Annotated in this window: 14 protein-coding genes; 9 read left to right on the top strand and 5 right to left on the bottom strand. The window is 67.8% G+C overall.

The features are described 5' to 3' along the window. Positions 1 to 46: 46 nt before the first annotated feature. Positions 47 to 1,039, bottom strand: coding sequence for a tripartite tricarboxylate transporter substrate binding protein (locus BLO63_RS12660; RefSeq protein ID WP_244517852.1), 993 nt, complete (start codon positions 1,037 to 1,039; stop codon positions 47 to 49). 508 nt (positions 1,040 to 1,547) lie between these two features. Here BLO63_RS12660 and BLO63_RS12655 point away from each other — a divergent pair. The 6 genes from BLO63_RS12655 to BLO63_RS12630 all read left to right on the top strand — a co-directional run bounded on the left by BLO63_RS12655 (position 1,548) and on the right by BLO63_RS12630 (position 7,748). Next, complete coding sequence (locus BLO63_RS12655; protein ID WP_244517851.1) at positions 1,548 to 2,654, top strand: AbrB family transcriptional regulator; 1,107 nt, start codon at positions 1,548 to 1,550, stop codon at positions 2,652 to 2,654. Then, the gene (locus BLO63_RS12650) at positions 2,638 to 3,432 is read left to right on the top strand and encodes an SDR family NAD(P)-dependent oxidoreductase (RefSeq protein WP_091441044.1); all 795 of its coding nucleotides are present in this window, start codon (positions 2,638 to 2,640) and stop codon (positions 3,430 to 3,432) included. Before BLO63_RS12655 ends, BLO63_RS12650 begins: the two co-directional genes overlap by 17 nt. A gap of 11 nt (positions 3,433 to 3,443) precedes the next feature. Continuing rightward, positions 3,444 to 4,811, top strand: coding sequence for an MmgE/PrpD family protein (locus tag BLO63_RS12645; RefSeq protein WP_091441041.1), 1,368 nt, complete (start codon positions 3,444 to 3,446; stop codon positions 4,809 to 4,811). Between the two features lie 5 nt (positions 4,812 to 4,816). Next, complete coding sequence (locus BLO63_RS12640) at positions 4,817 to 5,911, top strand: isocitrate/isopropylmalate dehydrogenase family protein (protein WP_091441038.1); 1,095 nt, start codon at positions 4,817 to 4,819, stop codon at positions 5,909 to 5,911. Continuing rightward, on the top strand, positions 5,898 to 7,004 hold the full coding sequence (locus tag BLO63_RS12635; protein ID WP_091441035.1) for a tartrate dehydrogenase: 1,107 nt from the start codon (positions 5,898 to 5,900) through the stop codon (positions 7,002 to 7,004). Before BLO63_RS12640 ends, BLO63_RS12635 begins: the two co-directional genes overlap by 14 nt. Positions 7,005 to 7,073: 69 nt before the next feature. After that, positions 7,074 to 7,748, top strand: coding sequence for an FCD domain-containing protein (locus tag BLO63_RS12630; RefSeq protein ID WP_244517850.1), 675 nt, complete (start codon positions 7,074 to 7,076; stop codon positions 7,746 to 7,748). Positions 7,749 to 7,818: 70 nt separating this feature from the next. On the opposite strand, the gene BLO63_RS12625 is transcribed toward BLO63_RS12630, so the two are convergent. Together BLO63_RS12625 and BLO63_RS12620 are read right to left on the bottom strand one after the other, a co-directional pair. Further along, positions 7,819 to 8,844, bottom strand: a complete 1,026-nt coding sequence (locus tag BLO63_RS12625; protein WP_091441031.1) for a PdxA family dehydrogenase — start codon at positions 8,842 to 8,844, stop codon at positions 7,819 to 7,821. 4 nt (positions 8,845 to 8,848) lie between these two features. Then, positions 8,849 to 9,586, bottom strand: a complete 738-nt coding sequence (locus BLO63_RS12620; protein ID WP_091441028.1) for an FCD domain-containing protein — start codon at positions 9,584 to 9,586, stop codon at positions 8,849 to 8,851. A gap of 294 nt (positions 9,587 to 9,880) precedes the next feature. Between BLO63_RS12620 and BLO63_RS12615 the strand changes: the two genes are divergently transcribed. Both BLO63_RS12615 and BLO63_RS12610 read left to right on the top strand, forming a co-directional pair. Further along, positions 9,881 to 10,963 carry a tartrate dehydrogenase gene (locus BLO63_RS12615; RefSeq protein WP_091441025.1) on the top strand — a complete coding sequence of 361 codons (1,083 nt, stop codon included), beginning with the start codon at positions 9,881 to 9,883 and terminating at the stop codon, positions 10,961 to 10,963. Between the two features lie 32 nt (positions 10,964 to 10,995). After that, positions 10,996 to 12,423, top strand: a complete 1,428-nt coding sequence (locus BLO63_RS12610; RefSeq protein ID WP_091441021.1) for an MmgE/PrpD family protein — start codon at positions 10,996 to 10,998, stop codon at positions 12,421 to 12,423. 82 nt (positions 12,424 to 12,505) lie between these two features. Here the strand turns inward: BLO63_RS12610 and yghU are convergent, their stop codons facing one another. Further along, on the bottom strand, positions 12,506 to 13,378 hold the full coding sequence (gene yghU / locus BLO63_RS12605; RefSeq protein WP_091441018.1) for a glutathione-dependent disulfide-bond oxidoreductase: 873 nt from the start codon (positions 13,376 to 13,378) through the stop codon (positions 12,506 to 12,508). 209 nt (positions 13,379 to 13,587) lie between these two features. On the opposite strand from yghU, the gene BLO63_RS12600 reads away from it, so the two are divergent. Then, positions 13,588 to 15,351, top strand: a complete 1,764-nt coding sequence (locus BLO63_RS12600; protein WP_091441016.1) for a chloride channel protein — start codon at positions 13,588 to 13,590, stop codon at positions 15,349 to 15,351. Here BLO63_RS12600 and BLO63_RS12595 read toward each other — a convergent pair. Next, positions 15,348 to 16,769, bottom strand: a complete 1,422-nt coding sequence (locus BLO63_RS12595; RefSeq protein ID WP_091441013.1) for a helix-turn-helix domain-containing protein — start codon at positions 16,767 to 16,769, stop codon at positions 15,348 to 15,350. The genes BLO63_RS12600 and BLO63_RS12595 overlap by 4 nt on opposite strands. Positions 16,770 to 16,867: the final 98 nt, after the last annotated feature.

Below are 16,867 nucleotides of genomic sequence, written 5' to 3'. Positions count from 1 at the left end.
GAAGGCGGGCGCGCCGCACCGGCGGCCCGCCTTCCATTGATGCGGCCTACTTCAGCAGATCGACGTATTTCGCCATCTTGGCGGCGTTGTCGAGATAGGCCTTGTTGGAAGCATCCGGCCCGTACCAAGTGGTGGCCAGTTCCTGCAGCTTCAGCGTCTCGATCGCCTTCGGGTTCTTGCTCGCCTTCTCGACCGCCGCCACGAGAATCTTGAAAATCTCCGGCTGCTCGTTCTTCAGCTTGGTGGTAACGGCCCAGCCGCGCTGCGAGCCTTCGACGAAGTCGGTCTTGAGGGTAGCGCCAATCAGCGGCGCGTCGGGATACCAGTCCACCTGCTCGGCGGCGAAAATGGCCAGCGGGCGGACCTTCGACTTCAGCGGCAGGAAGCCCTCGCCGCCGACGAAGCCGACATCGACCTGGGCGCCGGCGGTGGCGTTGCGGGCCGGGCCGCCGCCATCATAGGTGACGATGCGCAGCTTGCTGGCATCGACCCCGGCGGCCTGGAAGGCCAGCACCATGTTGGCATAGTCGGCGGAAGCGGGTTGCACGCCGATGCTGAGGCTCGACGGGTCCTTCTTCAGCTTCTCGATCACCTCGGCGAAGGTCTTTACCGGCCCGCCGGACGAAGTCGCCGCCAGCGTGTAGTCACGCGACGGCAGGTTGATCATCGAGAAGTCCTCGACCTTGTACGGCGCGTTCTGCAGCAGCACGGTCAGCGGGATATAGGGCGCGGCCGAGGTGCACAGGATGGAGTAGCCATCGGCCGGCTGGTTCAGCGCATAGGAATTGCCGAGCTGGGTGCCGGCGCCGGGCTTGTTGACGATGACGAGGGGCTGGCCCAGCTCCTGCTCAAGATACGGCATGAAGGCACGGGACAGGCGATCATTGTAGCCGCCGGTGGCGAAGGGCACGATCACATTGATCGGACGCGAGGGATAGGTCGCGGCGCGCAGGATGGATGGCATGGCGACCATGCCGGAGACCGCTGCGAGGCCGCCCGCCGAAATCTTGAAGGCATCTCTGCGTGTGAAATCTGTCATGTTTTCCTCCCGCCGTTCCATCTGGGTCCTTCGGCCGGCGGCCATGAAGCGGCCGGCCCGTGTGGATTAGGCTGGGGAAGACTGTCCCGCTCTCCGTCAACTGTCAACACATTTGCCGCGAGATACGGTATCCGCAAGGATAGCTCGCGACGCCACGCGACGGTCGCCCGGCGGCTCCTTTGGGGCAGCTCTGACCTTTGAATCAACGAAACACCGTGCGTGAGCCCTTTCACACGCCTTTTCCGTCGACTGTGGAGAGGCGGCGCAGGACCCATCAATCTGTTGACAGTTTTCATTCAAGCTGTCTCTATCGCCGCATGCCCTGCCGGCGGCAACCTGCCCGCTGCGAGACAGGCGCCAACAAACCGCCGCGCCGATGCGAACCGTCGCGGCACTTTGGGGAGGCCGTCATGTCCGAACGCCCGCGCCACCGCCGGAGGCCGACCTCCCGCCTCATCGCGACCGTCACGGCACAGAGGCAGGCGTCTGCCGGGCGGGCGAACGGGTGATGGCGGCGCGTCCCGAACCGCCCAACCCGGCGGGCAAGCGGGGGGCGTTGCGGTGGATGGCCGGGCTGCGCCTTGTCGGCACCTACGCCGTCGCCGCCGCCGCCGGCTATGCCGCCTCGCGCCTGCACGTCCCCCTGCCCTGGATGCTCGGCCCGCTCTTCGTCTGCGGCCTGCTGAATGTTTCGGGCGTGCCCTTGCAGGCCGGGCCGCATCTGCGCGAGATCGGGCAGGTCATTGTCGGTCTCGCCATCGGCATGCGCTTCACGCCGCATCTGCTGCTGGTGTCGCTGGAACTGCTGCCGGCCATGCTGGTGGCGACGCTCTACATCATCATTGCCACCTTCATCGGCGCGCTCATCATGCGCCCACTGGCGCGTATCGACCCCACCACCGCCTTCTTCGCCACCGCCGCCGGCGGCATGGCCGACATGGCGGTGGTGGCGGCCGCGCGGGGCGGTGATACGAACGCGGTCTCGATCGTCCACGCGCTGCGGGTCACGACGGTGGTCAGCATCGTGCCGTTTATGGTGTTCGCCTTCGGCGAGACCGGCAACGTCAACACGGTCGACCCCACCGCCTCGCATGATTTGCTGCTGCTGGGTCTCGGCCTCGTCATCGCCTATCTCGGCGCACAGGCGCTGCGCCCGACGGTCATTCCCAATCCCTGGCTGCTCGGCTCGCTGCTGCCGAGCGCCGTATTGGGCGCGACCGGCCTGCTCAATGTCGCGGTTCCGGGCCTCCTCATCATCGCGGCGCAGGTGATGATCGGCGTCTGGCTGAGCCTGCGCTTCCGCCGCGACCTGTTCGTGCGGCTGCCGCGCGTCGCCGCCTCCGGCCTGCTGATCGGGGTGCTGCTCATCCTCGCCGCAGCGCTGGGGGCGGAAGCGCTCTCGCTCGCCACCGGGCTGCCGCTCACCACCAGCTTCCTCGCCCTCGCCCCGGCGGCGATCACCGAAATGGTGCTCACCGCCAAGGCGATGCACGCCGATGCCGAGCTGGTGACGGCGTTTCACATCGTCCGCATCGCGGTGATCTCGTCGACCATCCTGATCGTGTTCCGCGTCTACCGCTTCGTGCTGAGGAGCCAATATGATTCTGGGGTTTGACGGCCGCCGCGCCGTCATCGTCGGCGGCAGCTACGGCATTGGCGAGGCCACCGCCGCCATTCTGCTGCGCGAGGGCGCGCAGGTGCTGATCGCCTCGCGCAGCCGCGACAATCTGGAGGCCGCCCGCGCCCGCCTCGAAGTGGCGACCGGGCGCGCGCCCGAACTCTTCGTCGCCGATGTGGTGAAGGATGCCGCCTCGGCGATCGCACTGATGGACGAGGCGCGCACGCGCTGGGGGGCGCTCGACATTCTCGTCAGCGCGGTGGGCGGGAGCGTGCGGGCGGATTTCGACACGCTGAGCGACGAAGACTGGCTCGCGAGCTATGAGTTCAACGTGCTCTCCACCGTCCGCTCCGTGCGCGCCGCATTGCCCCTGCTGGCGGCGGGCGACACGCCGGCCGTGGTCACGCTGGGCGCGGCGGCGGCGAAGATGCCCTACGCGCACCAGATCATGACCAATGTCCACAAGGCCGGCCTGCTCGGCCTCGTCAAGACGCTGGCGCTGGAGCTCGGCGAAAAGGGCATCCGCATCAACGCGGTCGGCCCCGGCCGCACCAAGACCGCGCTCTGGATCAACCGCGCAACCAAGATGGCCGCCGAGCGCGGCGTGCCGGTGGAAGCGATCTACGCCGAATTCGCGGAAGAAATCCCGCTGAAGCGCTTCGCCGAGCCGGCGGAGATCGCGGTCATGGTCGCGTGGCTCGCCAGCCCGCTCGCCAGCTACATCACCGGCCAATCCATCAATGTCGACGGCGGCATCGCGCGCGGCCTCGTTTAAAGGAGAACAGAATGTCCACGAAAGACGTCACCCGCCAGCTCGCCGCCTGGATCGTCGGCTGCAAGCTCGGCGACATTCCCGCCTCGGTACAGACGGAGGGCGTGCGCACCTTCTTCAACTGGATGGGCTGCGCCGTCGGCGGCGCCCGCCACGAGACGGTGGACCGGGCGCTGGCCGGCATCTCGCCCTTCGCCGGCAAGCCGCAGGCAACCGTGCTCGGGCGCGGCGAGCGGCTGGACGTGCCGAACGCGGCGCTGATCAACGGCATCTCCTCGCATGTGCTCGACTATGACGACACCCATCTGAAAACCATCATCCACCCCGCCGGGCCGGTCGCCTCCGCCCTGCTGGCGGCGGCGGAGTATCAGCCGATGACCGGCGCCGATTTCCTCGCCGCGCTGATCGTCGGCGTCGAGGTGGAATGCCGCATCGGCAACAGCGTCTATCCCGAACATTACGACCGCGGCTGGCACATCACCGGCACCACAGGCGTGTTCGGCGCCGCCGCCGCCGTCGGCCACATGCTGAAGCTGGATGAGACCCAGATGACCTGGGCGCTCGGCATTGCGGCGACGCAGGCCTCGGGCCTGCGCGAAATGTTCGGCACCATGTGCAAGAGCCTGCACCCCGGCGCCGCCGCCCGCAACGGCGCGCTCGCCGCCTTCCTCGCCAAGGCCGGCTTCGACAGCTCGCTGCAGGCGATCGAGGCGCCGCGCGGCTTCGCCAATGTGCTCTCCACCAAGCAGGATTATAACGAGATCCTCGGCGGGCTCGGCGAGACCTGGGAAGCCGGGCTCAACTCCTACAAGCCCTTCGCCTGCGGCATCGTCATCCACCCCACCATCGACGGCTGCCAGCAGCTGCGCGAGGAGCTGGGCGACGCGGTGAACGCCATCGCCGCCGTGCGCCTGCGCACCCATCCGCTGGTGCTGGAACTCACCGGCAAGCGCACGCCGAAGACCGGGCTTGAGACCAAGTTCAGCGTCTTCCACGCCGCCGCCTGCGCCCTGCTGCGCGGCGACGGCTCGCCCACCGCCTTTACCGACGAAGCCGCCAACGCGCCGGAGATCATTGCCCTGCGCGACAAGGTCGACGCCACCTCCGATACCGCGATCCACGAGGCCTCGGTGGAGATCGAGGTGCAGTTCGAGGACGGGCGCGTGATCGAGAAGATCATCGACCGCGCCATCGGCAGCCATGACAAGCCGCTGAGCAACGAGCACCTCGCGCGCAAATTCGCCCACCAGTCGGCCCTTGTCGTCGGCGACGAGGTGACCGAGCGGCTGATGGCCCTGTGCTGGCGCCTGCCGGAACTGGGCGATGTCGGCGAGATCGCCCGCGCTTCGGTGCCGGCCGGCCTGCGCGACGCGGCGGAGTGAGCACCGTGACCACGCACCCACCTCTGCGCATCGGTGTTCTCAATGGCGACGATATCGGCCATGAGATCGTCCCCGCCGCCCATGCCATCGCCGCTGCGGCGGCGCAGGCCTGCGGCCTCGCCGTCGAGTGGCGCCCGATGCCGCTCGGCCGCAAGGCGCTGGAAGAACTCGGCCACACCATGCCGCCCGGCACGCTGGAGACGCTCGGCACGCTCGACGGCTTCATCCTCGGCCCGATCGGCCATCAGGCCTATCCGAAGGTGCCGGAGGCGATCAACCCGCACCCGATCCTGCGCAAGAGCTTCGACCTGTTCGCCAATGTGCGCCCCACCCGCTCCTATCCGGGGTTGGGGTGCCTCTATGACGACATCGACCTCGTGATCGTGCGCGAGAACAATGAGGGCTTCCAGCCGGACCGCAACGTGGTCGCCGGCTGCGGCGAGTTCCGCCCGACGCACGACACCACCATCTCGGTCCGCGTCATCACCCGCGAGGGCAGCCGCAAGGTCGCACGCGCCGCCTTCGAGATCGCCCGGGCGCGCAAGAAGCGGCTCACGGTGGTGCACAAGAACACCGTGTTCAAGCTCGGCTGCGGCATGTTCGTGGAAGAGTGCTACGAGGCCGGCAAGGAATTCCCCGATGTCGCCATCGAGGAAGTCATCGTCGACACCTTCGCCATGAAGCTGGTGCGCGAGCCGCAGCGCTTCGATGTCGTCGTCACCACCAACATGTTCGGCGACATTCTCACCGACGAGGCGGCCGGCCTCGTCGGCGGGCTCGGCATGGCGCCGGGCCTGTGCATCGGCCGCGGCGAGATCGCCATGGCGCAGGCCACCCACGGCTCGGCCCCGGACATTGCCGGCAAGGGCCTCGCCAACCCCTATGCGATGATTGAATCGACAAGGATGCTGATCGAATGGCTCGGCCGCCGTCGCGGCATTGCCGCCGCGGGCGAGGCAGCTGCGCTGATGAAGGCCGGCATCGACGCAGCGCTGGCCGACCCCGCCACCCGCACCCCCGACATTCGCGGCAGCGGCACCCAGGCGGACATGGTCGCCGCCATTATCGCCTTTATGGAGAACGCTCATGCGCCGGCATAAAATCGCGCTCATTCCCGGAGACGGCATCGGCTCCGACGTCATCAATGCCGGCCGCGAGGTGCTCGACGCGCTGGCTGCCAGCGATGGCGGCTTCGGCTTCGATTTCGAGAGCTTCGACTGGGGCTCCGACCGCTACCGACGCACGGGCACGATGATGCCGGCGGATGGCGTCGACACGCTGCGCGGCTTCGACGCCATCTATTTCGGCGCCGTCGGCGATCCTGAGATTCCCGACCACATCACCCTGTGGGAACTGCGCCTCGCCATCTGCCAGGGGCTCGACCAATACGCCAATGTCCGCCCCTCGCGCCTCCTGCCGAACATCACCGGCCCGCTGCGGCCCGAGTTGGGCCGCGAGATCGACTGGGTGATCGTGCGTGAAAACAGCGAGGGCGAATATGCCGGCGCCGGCGGGCGGGCGCATCGCGGCCTGCCGATCGAGGTCGGCATCGACGTTTCGGTGTTCACCCGCACCGGCATCGAGCGCGTCTGCCGCTTCGCCTGCGAACTCGCCCTATCGCGCCCGCGCAAGAAACTCACCATCGTCACCAAGTCGAACGCCCAGCGCCACGGCATGGTGCTGTGGGACGAGGTGTGCAAGGGCGTGATCAAGGACTTCCCCGAGTTGGATGTCGACTGGATGCTGGTCGACGCCATGACCATGCGCCTCGTGCTGCGGCCGGGCACGGTGGACACGGTGCTCGCCACCAACCTGCACGCCGATGTGCTCTCCGACCTTGCCTCGGCGCTGAGCGGGAGCCTCGGCATCGGCGCCACCGCCAATCTGGCGCCGGACCGCTCAACGCCTTCCATGTTCGAGCCGATCCACGGCTCCGGCTTCGATCTGATCGGCAAGGGCATCGCCAACCCGATCGGCGCGTTCTGGAGCGCGGTGATGATGCTGGAGCATCTGGGCGAGGTGGACGCCGCCGCGCGGCTGATGGCTGCCATCGAGCAGGTGACGGCCGAGGGCACAGCCCTGACCCCGGATCTCGGCGGCACGGCCGGCACCAGCGACGTGACGGCGGCGGTGATCGCCGCTCTTCAACATCAAAGTGTCGCAGAAGCCGGCACAACCCGCCGCATCGCGTAGAAACTGGAAGCCTTCCAACGCGAAACTGTTTACAATTGACGGATGAGCATCATCAGCGATTCCGCTCATTTGAGCGACCTGTCCGTTGTGAAGAGCGTTTCCCTCACGAGCGCGCTCGAAAAGGAACTTGAGCGCCTCATTCTGACAGGCGAGCTGGAGCCGGGGGTTCGGATCAACGAGATCCACCTCTCGAACCGCTTCGGCACCAGCCGCGGCCCGATCCGCGAGGCCACCCGCAGCCTTGAGGCGAAGGGGCTGGTCGAGGTAGTGCGCAACCGGGGCGTCTTCGTCCGGCGGCTGTCAGTCGAGGACGCGATCGAGATCTATGACGTGCGCGCCGCGCTGTTCGGCCAGGCGGGTCGCCTGCTGGCCGAACGCATGACCGACGGGCTGCTGGCCGAGCTGACCCGCATGGTCGACGAGATGGACGCGGTGGCCGAGCGCGGCAGCTTCGACGATTATTACCCGCTCAATCTCGGCTTCCATAACCTCATTGTCAGCTCCTGCGGCAACCGCACGCTGCTCGCCGAATACCACCGCTTCGTCAACAAGCTGCATTTGTTCCGCGCTCGCGCGCTGGTGCAGGGCGGCGGCCTCGCCGTATCGAACCGCGAGCACCGGGCGATGCTTGAGGCGCTGGCTTCCGGCGATGGCGAACGGGCGCAGGTGACGCATTGGCGCCATGTGGCGCTGGCCAAGCGTCGGCTCATCGCCGCCGTCGACGGCCACGCCCGCAACGACTGACGGCGCCGGCGCCTCGCGGCGGTCGCGCTCCCTCTCCCCGTCGGGGAGAGGGAATCCGTAAGCGCGCGCCTCACGCGGCGGCGCGGGCCTCGATCTTTCGCGCAGCGACGCGGGCGGCGAGGCGGATGGCGGACTGGAAGGCGCCGATATCGGCCACGCCCTTGCCGACGATATCGAACGCCGTGCCATGCGCCGGGGTGGTGAACACCACCTCCAACCCGGCTGTGATGGTCACGCCCTTGTTGAAGCCCTTGAGCTTGGTCGCGATCTGGCCCTGGTCGTGATACATCGCCAGCACGCTGTCATAGGCGCCGGCGAACGCTTTGAGATAAACGGTGTCGGACGGATAGGGCCCTTCGCAGGCGATGCCCTCGCGTGCCATCGCCTCGACCGCCGGCCGGATGATGTCGATTTCCTCGGTGCCGAACAGCCCGCCCTCGCCGCCATGCGGGTTGAGCGCCGCCACCGCGATGCGGGGGCGGTCGATGCCGGCCTTGCGCATGGTCTCGTCGGCGAGGCGTAGCGCGCCGCACACGCTCTCGAACGTCACCTGGTCCAGCGCCGTGCGCAGCGAGACATGCGAGGTGACGCGCGTCATCCACTGGCCCTCCAGCACGTTCATCTCGCTGAACGGGCCTTTGTGGTCGAGCAGATGGGCGAACATCTTGTGCTCGTCCGGGAAGCGCCAGCCCCCTTTGAACATCGCCTGCTTGTTCAGCGGGGCGAAGCACACGCCGTCCACCTCCCCCGCCTTGGCGAAGTCGATGGCGCGGGCCAGCGTGTCGCCGGTCAGCCGGCCGGACTCGGGGTTGGCGACGCCCAGCGGGAACAGGTCGGGGTCGGTGTTGCCGAGATCCACCAGCGGAATACCGGGCGCGCTCCAGTCCACCGCGCCGGGTGAGTCGTAACGCTGGAACGACAGAGCCACCCCGGCATGGCGGGCGCCCATATCAAGCACGCGGGCATCGCCGACCACCACCAGCCGCGCCACATGCTCAAGCCCGCCCTGGCTGAGCAGGCGGGCGGTCTGTTCCGGGCCGATGCCGGTGCAGTCGCCGGGCGTGAGGGCGAGGATGGGAAGCGGGTGCGCGGTCATCGAACTACCTGTCCTTGGAACGTGAATGGCGGGGATCGAGCGGGCCGGGCCGCGCCTCGGTGGCGCTGTCATCCTCCAGCGTGCGCAGGAAGCGCGCCTTGCCGGCGAGGATGTGCCGCTCCAGCAGGCGGGCGGCGCCAGTGCCGTCGCTCTGGCGCAGCGCGTCGAGGATCGCCTTGTGCTCGTCATTGGAGGTGCGCATCGAGCCCGGCAGCACCAGGCCCCGCCGGCGGAACAGATGCAGTTCCGCCTCCAGCAGCGGGTACAGCTCGATCAGCTTGTCATTGTCGGAGGCGACGACGACCTGGCGGTGGAACTCGTTGTTCAGCGTGTAGAAGGTGGCGATGTCGGGTGCCTCGATCGCCGCGTCCATCTGCGCGATCAGCTCTCCCAGCCCCCGCAGCTGCACCGTGGTGATGATGGCGGCCGCGAGCCGCCCGGCGGTGCCGAACAGGCCGGCGCGGATGTCGTAGAGGTCGAGCGCCTCCTTGGTGGAGACCTCGCGCACGAAGAAGCCGCGATTGAGTTCGCTGCGCAGCAGGCCGATCTGTTCCAGCGCCCGGCAGGCCTCGCGCACCGGGCCCCGGCTGATGCCGAGCCGCAGCGCCAGCGTGCTCTCATTGATGCGGGTGCCGCCGGTGAGTTCGCCGGTGCCGATCATCCGCTCGATCTCGCGCTGGATCAGCGGCACGAAGGAGGCGGTGCGCGGGGTGCGGGCGGGGTTTGCGGCGGGGCGGAGCATGGCGTCATCTGGCCCACATAATCGCAGATTGTCAACAATGATGGACTAAAGAGACGATATTCGCCTCATGCGTCACCGGCAGCCACTGCCCCGCCAGCTCCCAATTACCGCCAGAGAGAGAGCTACGAACCCTTTATTCATCGGCATTGTGGACTGACGAGATGGACCTGAGCGGCGGAACGCGGCTGTCTGGACGCTGGCCTTCGTCGGCATTAATTGTTGACAGTTGTCGGTTCATTGAACAGTCTGCCCTGGAAAGCGTCGCGGTGCCGCCGCCGATATCCAGGAGTTTGCATGACGACCTATTCCATAGCGGTCATTCCCGGCGACGGGATCGGCAAGGAGGTGGTGCCGGAGGCGCAGCGGGTTCTGGAGGCGGCGAGCCGGATCGGCGGCTTCTCCTTCGATTGGAGCCATTACGACTGGAGCTGCGAGCGCTTTGCCAAGACCGGCGCGATGATGCCGGCCGACGGCCTCGCCCAGATCCGGCACAAGGATGCGATCTTTCTCGGCGCCGTCGGCTTTCCCGGCGTGCCGGACCATGTCTCGCTCTGGGGCCTGCTGATCCCGATCCGCCGCAGCTTCCACCAATATGTGAATCTGCGCCCGGTGAAGCTGCTCAAAGGCGTCGAAAGCCCGCTCAAGGGCCGCGAGGCCGGCTCGATCGACTTCTATGTCGTGCGCGAGAACAATGAGGGCGAGTATTCCTCCATTGGCGGCCGGCTCTATGAGGGGCTGGAGGACGAGCTGGTGATGCAGCAGTCCATCTTCACCCGCCGCGGCTGCGACCGGGTGATGCGCTATGCCTTCGAGCTGGCCAACGGCCGCAAGCAGCACGTCACCTCGGCCACCAAGTCGAACGGCATCAGCCACACCATGCCGTATTGGGACGAGCGCTTCGCCGCGATCTCGAAGGAATATCCCGGCTTCACCACCGATCAGTTCCACATCGACATTCTCACCGCGCATTTCGTCCGCAACCCGGACTGGTTCGACGTGGTGGTCGCCTCGAACCTGTTCGGCGACATCCTGTCCGATCTCGGCCCGGCCGTGGTCGGCTCCATCGGCATCGCGCCGGGCGGCAACATCAATCCCGAGAAGGACTACCCCTCCATGTTCGAGCCGGTGCACGGCTCGGCGCCTGACATTGCCGGCAAGGGCGTCGCCAACCCCATCGGCCAGATCTGGTCGGGGGCGATGATGCTGCGCCATCTCGGCGAGGAAGCCACCGCCCATGCCATCGAGCAGGCGATCGAGGAAGTGCTCGCCCGCCGCGACAGCCTCACCCGCGACCTCGGCGGCACCGCCGGCACCCACGAACTGACCGACGCCATCATCGGCGCCCTGCCCTCTTCGGCCGGCGCCTCGGCGGCCTGACCACCGCCCAACGAGCCCTAAGGAAACGCCCCATGACGCTGCACCAGACCAACCCCGCCCAGGCCCAGCCCATCGTCGAGGGCCTCACCCAGCAGGTGGCGGAATTCGTCGTCGGCACTTCCTATGCCGACCTGCCGGCCGAGGTGGTCGAACTCGGCAAGAAGTCGATCCTCGACGGCATCGGCCTCGCCCTCTCCGGCTCTGTGGCGAAAAGCGGCGAGCACATCCAGGCCTATCTCAAGGGCCTCGGCATCCAGGAAGGGCCGGCCACCGTCATCGGCACGTCGCTGAAGGTGCCGCCGCGCTTTGCCGCCTTCGCCAATGGCGTCGGCATCCATGCCGATGATTATGACGACACCCAGCTCGCCGTCGGCAAGGACCGGGTCTACGGCCTGCTCACCCACCCCACCGCTCCGGCCCTGCCGGCGGCGCTCGCCGTCGCCGAGGCCGCCGGCACGTCCGGCCCGGAGATGATGCTGGCCTATCACCTCGGCGTCGAGGTGGAGTGCAAGATCGCCGAGGCCATCAACCCGCGCCACTATCAGCACGGCTTCCATGCCACCGCGACCTGCGGCACCTATGCCGCCGCCGCCGCCGCCGGCAAGCTCAAGGGGCTGAATGTCGAGCAGATGGTGCGCGCCTTCGGCTGCGCCGGCAGCCAGTCGGCCGGGCTGCGGGAGAATTTCGGCACCATGATGAAGCCCTTCCACGCCGGCCGCTCGTCGGAGAGCGGCGTGGTGGCGGCGGATTTCGCCGCGCTGGGCTGGACCACCACCGACAAGATCCTGGAAGCGCCGCGCGGATTCTTCCAGGCGGCGGGCGGCGGCTTCGATCCCACCGCCATTGTCGGCAAGCTCGGCCAGCCCTGGACCTTTGCGTTCCCCGGCGTCTCGATCAAGCCGCATCCGTCGGGCTCGCTCACCCATCCCGGCATGACCAAGATGCTGGAGCTGATCCGTGAACACGGGATCAAGGCCGGCGATGTGGAGCGGGTCGATGTCGGCACCAACCAGAACATGCCGAACGCGCTGATCCATCACCGCCCGAAGAACGAGCTTCAGGCCAAGTTCTCGATGGAATTCTGCATGGCGATCCTGCTGCTCGACGGGCGCGGCAGCCTGCCGGAATTCACCGACGAGACGGTGGAGCGGGACGACGTGAAGGCGATGATCGAGCGGGTGAATTTCCATGTCCACCCGGAGGCGGAAGCCGCCGGCTACGACAAGATGACCACCATCATCGACATCCACATGAAGGACGGCCGCACCATCTCCGGCCGCTCCGACTTCGGCAAGGGCAGCCCAGCCAACCCGATGACCTATGACGAGGCCGCCGACAAGTTCCGCGGCTGCGCCGAATTCGCCCGCTGGGACAAGGCCAAGACCGAATCCATCGTCGAGACGGTGCGCCGGCTGGAGCAGCTGGGCGATATCCGCGAGCTCACGCGCCTGTGCGCCTGACGCTGCCCCATGGAGAGCAAGGGCGCCCCGCGCGGGGCGCCCTTTTTCGTTTGCGGGCCTCTAGCCGGCCGCTTCCAACTTGTCAGCCCTCAAGTTTGTCCTGCGTGCGCGTGTCGAAATCGCGCGCGTCGTGCCGCTCGCGCAGCTGTTCGGAAAGCTCGCCGGTCATGCGGTTGACCATGCGCCCGCGCTTCACCGCCGGCCGGGCGAACAACTCGTCGGCCCAGCGCAGCACGTTGGTGTATTCATGGGCGGAGAGGAACGTGCCGGCATCGCCGTAGGTCCAGCCCTTCACCACCGCGCCATACCAGGGCAGCACCGCGATATCCGCGATGGTGTAGTCGTCGCCGGCGAGATAGCGGCTCTCCGCCAGCCGCCGGTCCAGCACATCAAGCTGGCGCTTGGCCTCCATGGCGAAACGGTCGATGGCGTATTCGATCTTAACAGGCGCATAGGCATAGAAATGGCCGAAGCCGCCGCCGAGATAGGGCGCGCTGCCCATCTGCCAGAACAGCCAGGACAGGCACTCGGCGCGCTTGGCCGGGTCGGCGGGGAGGAAGGCGCCAAACTTTTCCGCGAGATAAAGCAGGATGGCGCCGGATTCGAACACCCGGACCGGCGTCGCGCCCGAGCGGTCCATCAGCGCCGGGATCTTCGAGTTCGGGTTGACCTCGACGAAGCCGGAGCCGAACTGGTCGCCCTCGCCGATCTTGATCAGCCAGGCGTCATATTCCGCGCCCATATGGCCGGCGGCGAGCAGTTCCTCCAGCAGGATCGTCACCTTCTGCCCGTTCGGCGTGCCGAGCGAATAGAGCTGGAGCGGGTGCGTGCCGACGGGCAGTTCCTTCTCATGCGTCGGCCCGGCGATGGGGCGGTTGATGTTGGCGAAGGCGCCGCCATTGGCCTTGTTCCAGGTCCATACCTTGGGCGGCGTGTAGTCGGTGGTTTCGGACATAGGCAGTTCTCCATGCGTGGGGCGGCCGGCCCTTGGGGCGCCGCCGAATCCGTGTGGCGTCGGACCGACTTTAGCCGCGCCACCGGCCCGGTCATCCCCGACGGCATCACATCGGAGCGACGCGACGTTGCGTCAGCCGGCTTCAGGGCGGTTGCGCGCGGCCCTGTCCTTGCCTAGTGCAGGCAGGACAGGGCGAGAGCGAGCGTCACGTGACCCCCGATTCCACCACCGGTGAGCGACATCTGAGGCAGAGGCTGCGCCGGCTGGTGCGGACCAGCGAGCTTGGCATCGTCGCGCTGGCCGCGCTTGTCGGCGTGGTTGCCGGGCTGGTGGTCATCGCCATGAACGCGGCGCTGCAGCTGTTGCACGAACTCCTTTTCCGCATCCCCGCCGCCGGCCACCTCTCGATCACCGAGGGCATCGACCCCTGGCTCGTGCTGCTCGCCCCGGCGCTCGGCGGCCTCGCCTTCGGGCTGTGCGTGCGGGCCTTCCTGCGCACCCGCGCCAGCCCGCCCGTCGACCCGATCGAGGCCAATGCGCTCCAGGGTGGGCGGATGTCGCCGGGCGACAGCCTCATCGTCGCCTTGCAGACGCTGTTCTCCAGCGGGGTCGGCGCCTCGGTGGGGCTGGAGGCCGGCTATACCCAGGCGGCGGCCGGCTTCGCCTCCTGGTTCGGCCGGGTGTTCCATGTGCGGCGGGCGGATCTGCGCCTGCTGGTCGGCTGCGGCGCCGGCGCGGCGATCGGGGCGGCCTTCGACGCGCCGCTGATGGGCGCCTTCTATGGTTTCGAGCTGGTGCTCGGCACCTATGCCATCCCGGCCTTCGTGCCGATGATGACCGCCACCTTCGCCGCCGCTCTCACCCAGCAGGTGCTGGCGCCGCCGCACCATCCGCCACTGCCTGAACTCAGCGCCCCGCAGCTGTCCGACCTGCCCTCGGTGCTGCTGCTCGGCTTTTTCTGCGCGCTGGTCGGCATCGCCGTCATGCGCGGGGCGACGCTGGTGGAGGCGGGCTTTCGCCGCTCCGCCCTGCCCGCCTGGCTGCGGCCGGCGGTGGGCGGGCTGATCGTCGGCGCGCTCGCGCTGTGGAATCCGGCGGTGCTCTCGGCCGGGCATGGCGCGGTCTATCACTTCCTCGCCGCCGACACCGGGCTGGTGATGGCGGCGCTGCTGCTGGTGGCGAAGGTCACGGCGTCCTCCGTCTCCATCGGCGCCGGCTTTCGCGGCGGCCTGTTTTTCGCCTCGCTGCTGATGGGGGTGATGGCCGGGCGCGTCTATGCCGCCGGCATGGGCCTCGTCCTGCCCGATCTGGTGCCCGCCCACGCCTTCTACGCCCTCATCGGCATGAGCGCGCTGGCGGTGGCCGTCGTCGGCGGGCCGATGACGATGACCCTGCTGGCGCTTGAGATGACCGGCAATCTGCAGCTGACCTTGGCCGTGCTGGCGGCGGCCGGCACCGCCTCGCTGGCGACGCGGCGGCTGTTCGGCTTCTCCTTCGCCACCTGGCGCTTCCATCTGCGCGGTGAGAATATTCGCGGCGCCCACGATATCGGCTGGCTGCGCGAGATGACCGTCGCCGCGCTGATGCGCCGCGAAGTGCCGCTTATCGATGTCGACACGCCGCTGATGGACGCCCGCCGGCACTATCCGCCCGGCGCCACCGCCTATCTCGTCGCCACCGAGAACGGCCGCTATGCCGGCATGATCGCGCCCGCCGCGCTGTTCGAGCCTGGGGGGGACGACGCGCCCGCGAGCCTGCGCTCGCTGCTGCTCCATGCCGATACCGCGCTGCGCCCGACCGCAACCTTGCGCGAGGCGCTGGACCTGTTCGAGCGCACCGAGGCTGACGCGCTCGCCGTCACCCTTCCCGATGGCACGGTGGTGGGCGTGCTGAGCGAGGCGCACGCGGTCAAGCGCTACAGCGACGAGATGGGCCGGCGCCTCGCCGAGGTGACGGGGGAAAAGTTCGACTAAAGCCCCCGCCGCGCCGGGGCGTAGAAGCTCTCCGACATGTCGATCTCGTTCAGGGTGAAGCGGTGGTCGGTCGGCGGCTGGGCGCGCTGCTCGCAGTCGAGCCGCGGGCAGATGCGGCAGCCGACCCCGATCGGCACGGTCTGCGAGGGATCGGAGAGGTTCATGCCGTCGGAATAGACCATCTGGTGGGCGTGGCTGATGTGGCAGCCGAGCCCGATGGAGAGGTGCCGGCGCGGCGCATTGTGCCGGTGGCCGCCTTTGGTGATCGACTTGGCGATACAGAAATAGCGCTGGCCCTCCGGCATCTGGCTCAGCTGCACATTGATCCGCTCGGGATGGAAGAAGGCGGCATAGACGTTCCAGCGCGGGCAGGCGCCGGAATGGCGGGAAATATGGATGCCCGACAGCGAGAAGCGCTTGGAGATGTTGCCGGCGATATCGGTCCGCACCAGATGCAGCGGGATACCGGAGCGCCCCGGCCGCTGCAGCGTGGTCATGCGGTGGCACACCTGCTCGAAGCTGGTGCGGAAGCGGCGCTGGATGCGCTCAATGTCGTAGCGCGTTTCCTGGCAGGCGGCGAAGAACGGCTCATAGGGCATGACCAGCGCCGAGGCGAAATAGCTCGCCAGCGCGTTGCGGGTGACGATGGGCGCGTCCGCCGGCAGGTTGCCGGCCTCGATCAGCTCGTCGATCTGGCGCGAGGCGGCGAGCAGGCCGAGCTGGTGGGCGACCACGAACAGCGCCGATTCCGGCGGCAGCACCTCGGCGGTGATGAGCTCATGCGCCCCCGCATCATAGCGCCGGGCGATGCCGGCCGGCAGCGAGGCGGAGCGCCAGTTCAGCCCGAACACGTTGGAGAGGTAGCTCTTCAGCCCGTATTCGAACGAATCCGAGGCGAAATCGATGTCGCGGCGGATGCGCTCGGCCTCGGCCTCCAGCGTGGGAAAGTAATTGGCGTTCTCCTGGATGAAATCGGACACCGCATCGGTCGAGGGGTGATAGCCGGCCTCGCTGTCCAGCGCCCCGGTGCCGCCGGTGCGGTGCGCCTCGCGCAGCGTCTTGAACTGGTCGTAGAGCCGCACCACCGCCCGCCCGATCGCCGGGTTGGAGGTGGCGAGGTCGCGAATGTCCTGGTTGGTCAGCGCGTTCTCGGCGAACAGCTCGTCGCTGAACAGCTCCATCATGTCGCCGACGAGGCGGGTTTCGTCGTTCTCCACCAGCTCGCCCGGCTCGATGCCGAAATAGCCGGCCAGCTTCATCAGCAGCGGCACGGTGATCCGCCGGCGATTATGCTCGATCAGGTTCAGATAGCTGGCGGAAATGCCGAGCGCGGTCGCGAGGTCCGCCTGCGAGATGCGCTTGGCGCGGCGCAGCCTCTGCACCCGGCTGCCGATGCGCGGTTCGGTGGTGGCGAGCATGGCCCGGCCCTTTGCTGGCTTTACAAAATCGACCTGTAAACTTTACAAGCCTTATCAGCTTAACACGCTCAAATCATTATCTTTCTTGCCTTTCGGTG

The organism is Ancylobacter rudongensis (assembly GCF_900100155.1).
In the GTDB taxonomy this organism is placed as follows: Bacteria; Pseudomonadota; Alphaproteobacteria; order Rhizobiales; family Xanthobacteraceae; genus Ancylobacter; species Ancylobacter rudongensis.
The sequence above is the reverse complement of the archived record's forward strand: the minus strand, read 5'-3'. Positions and strand labels throughout refer to the sequence as shown.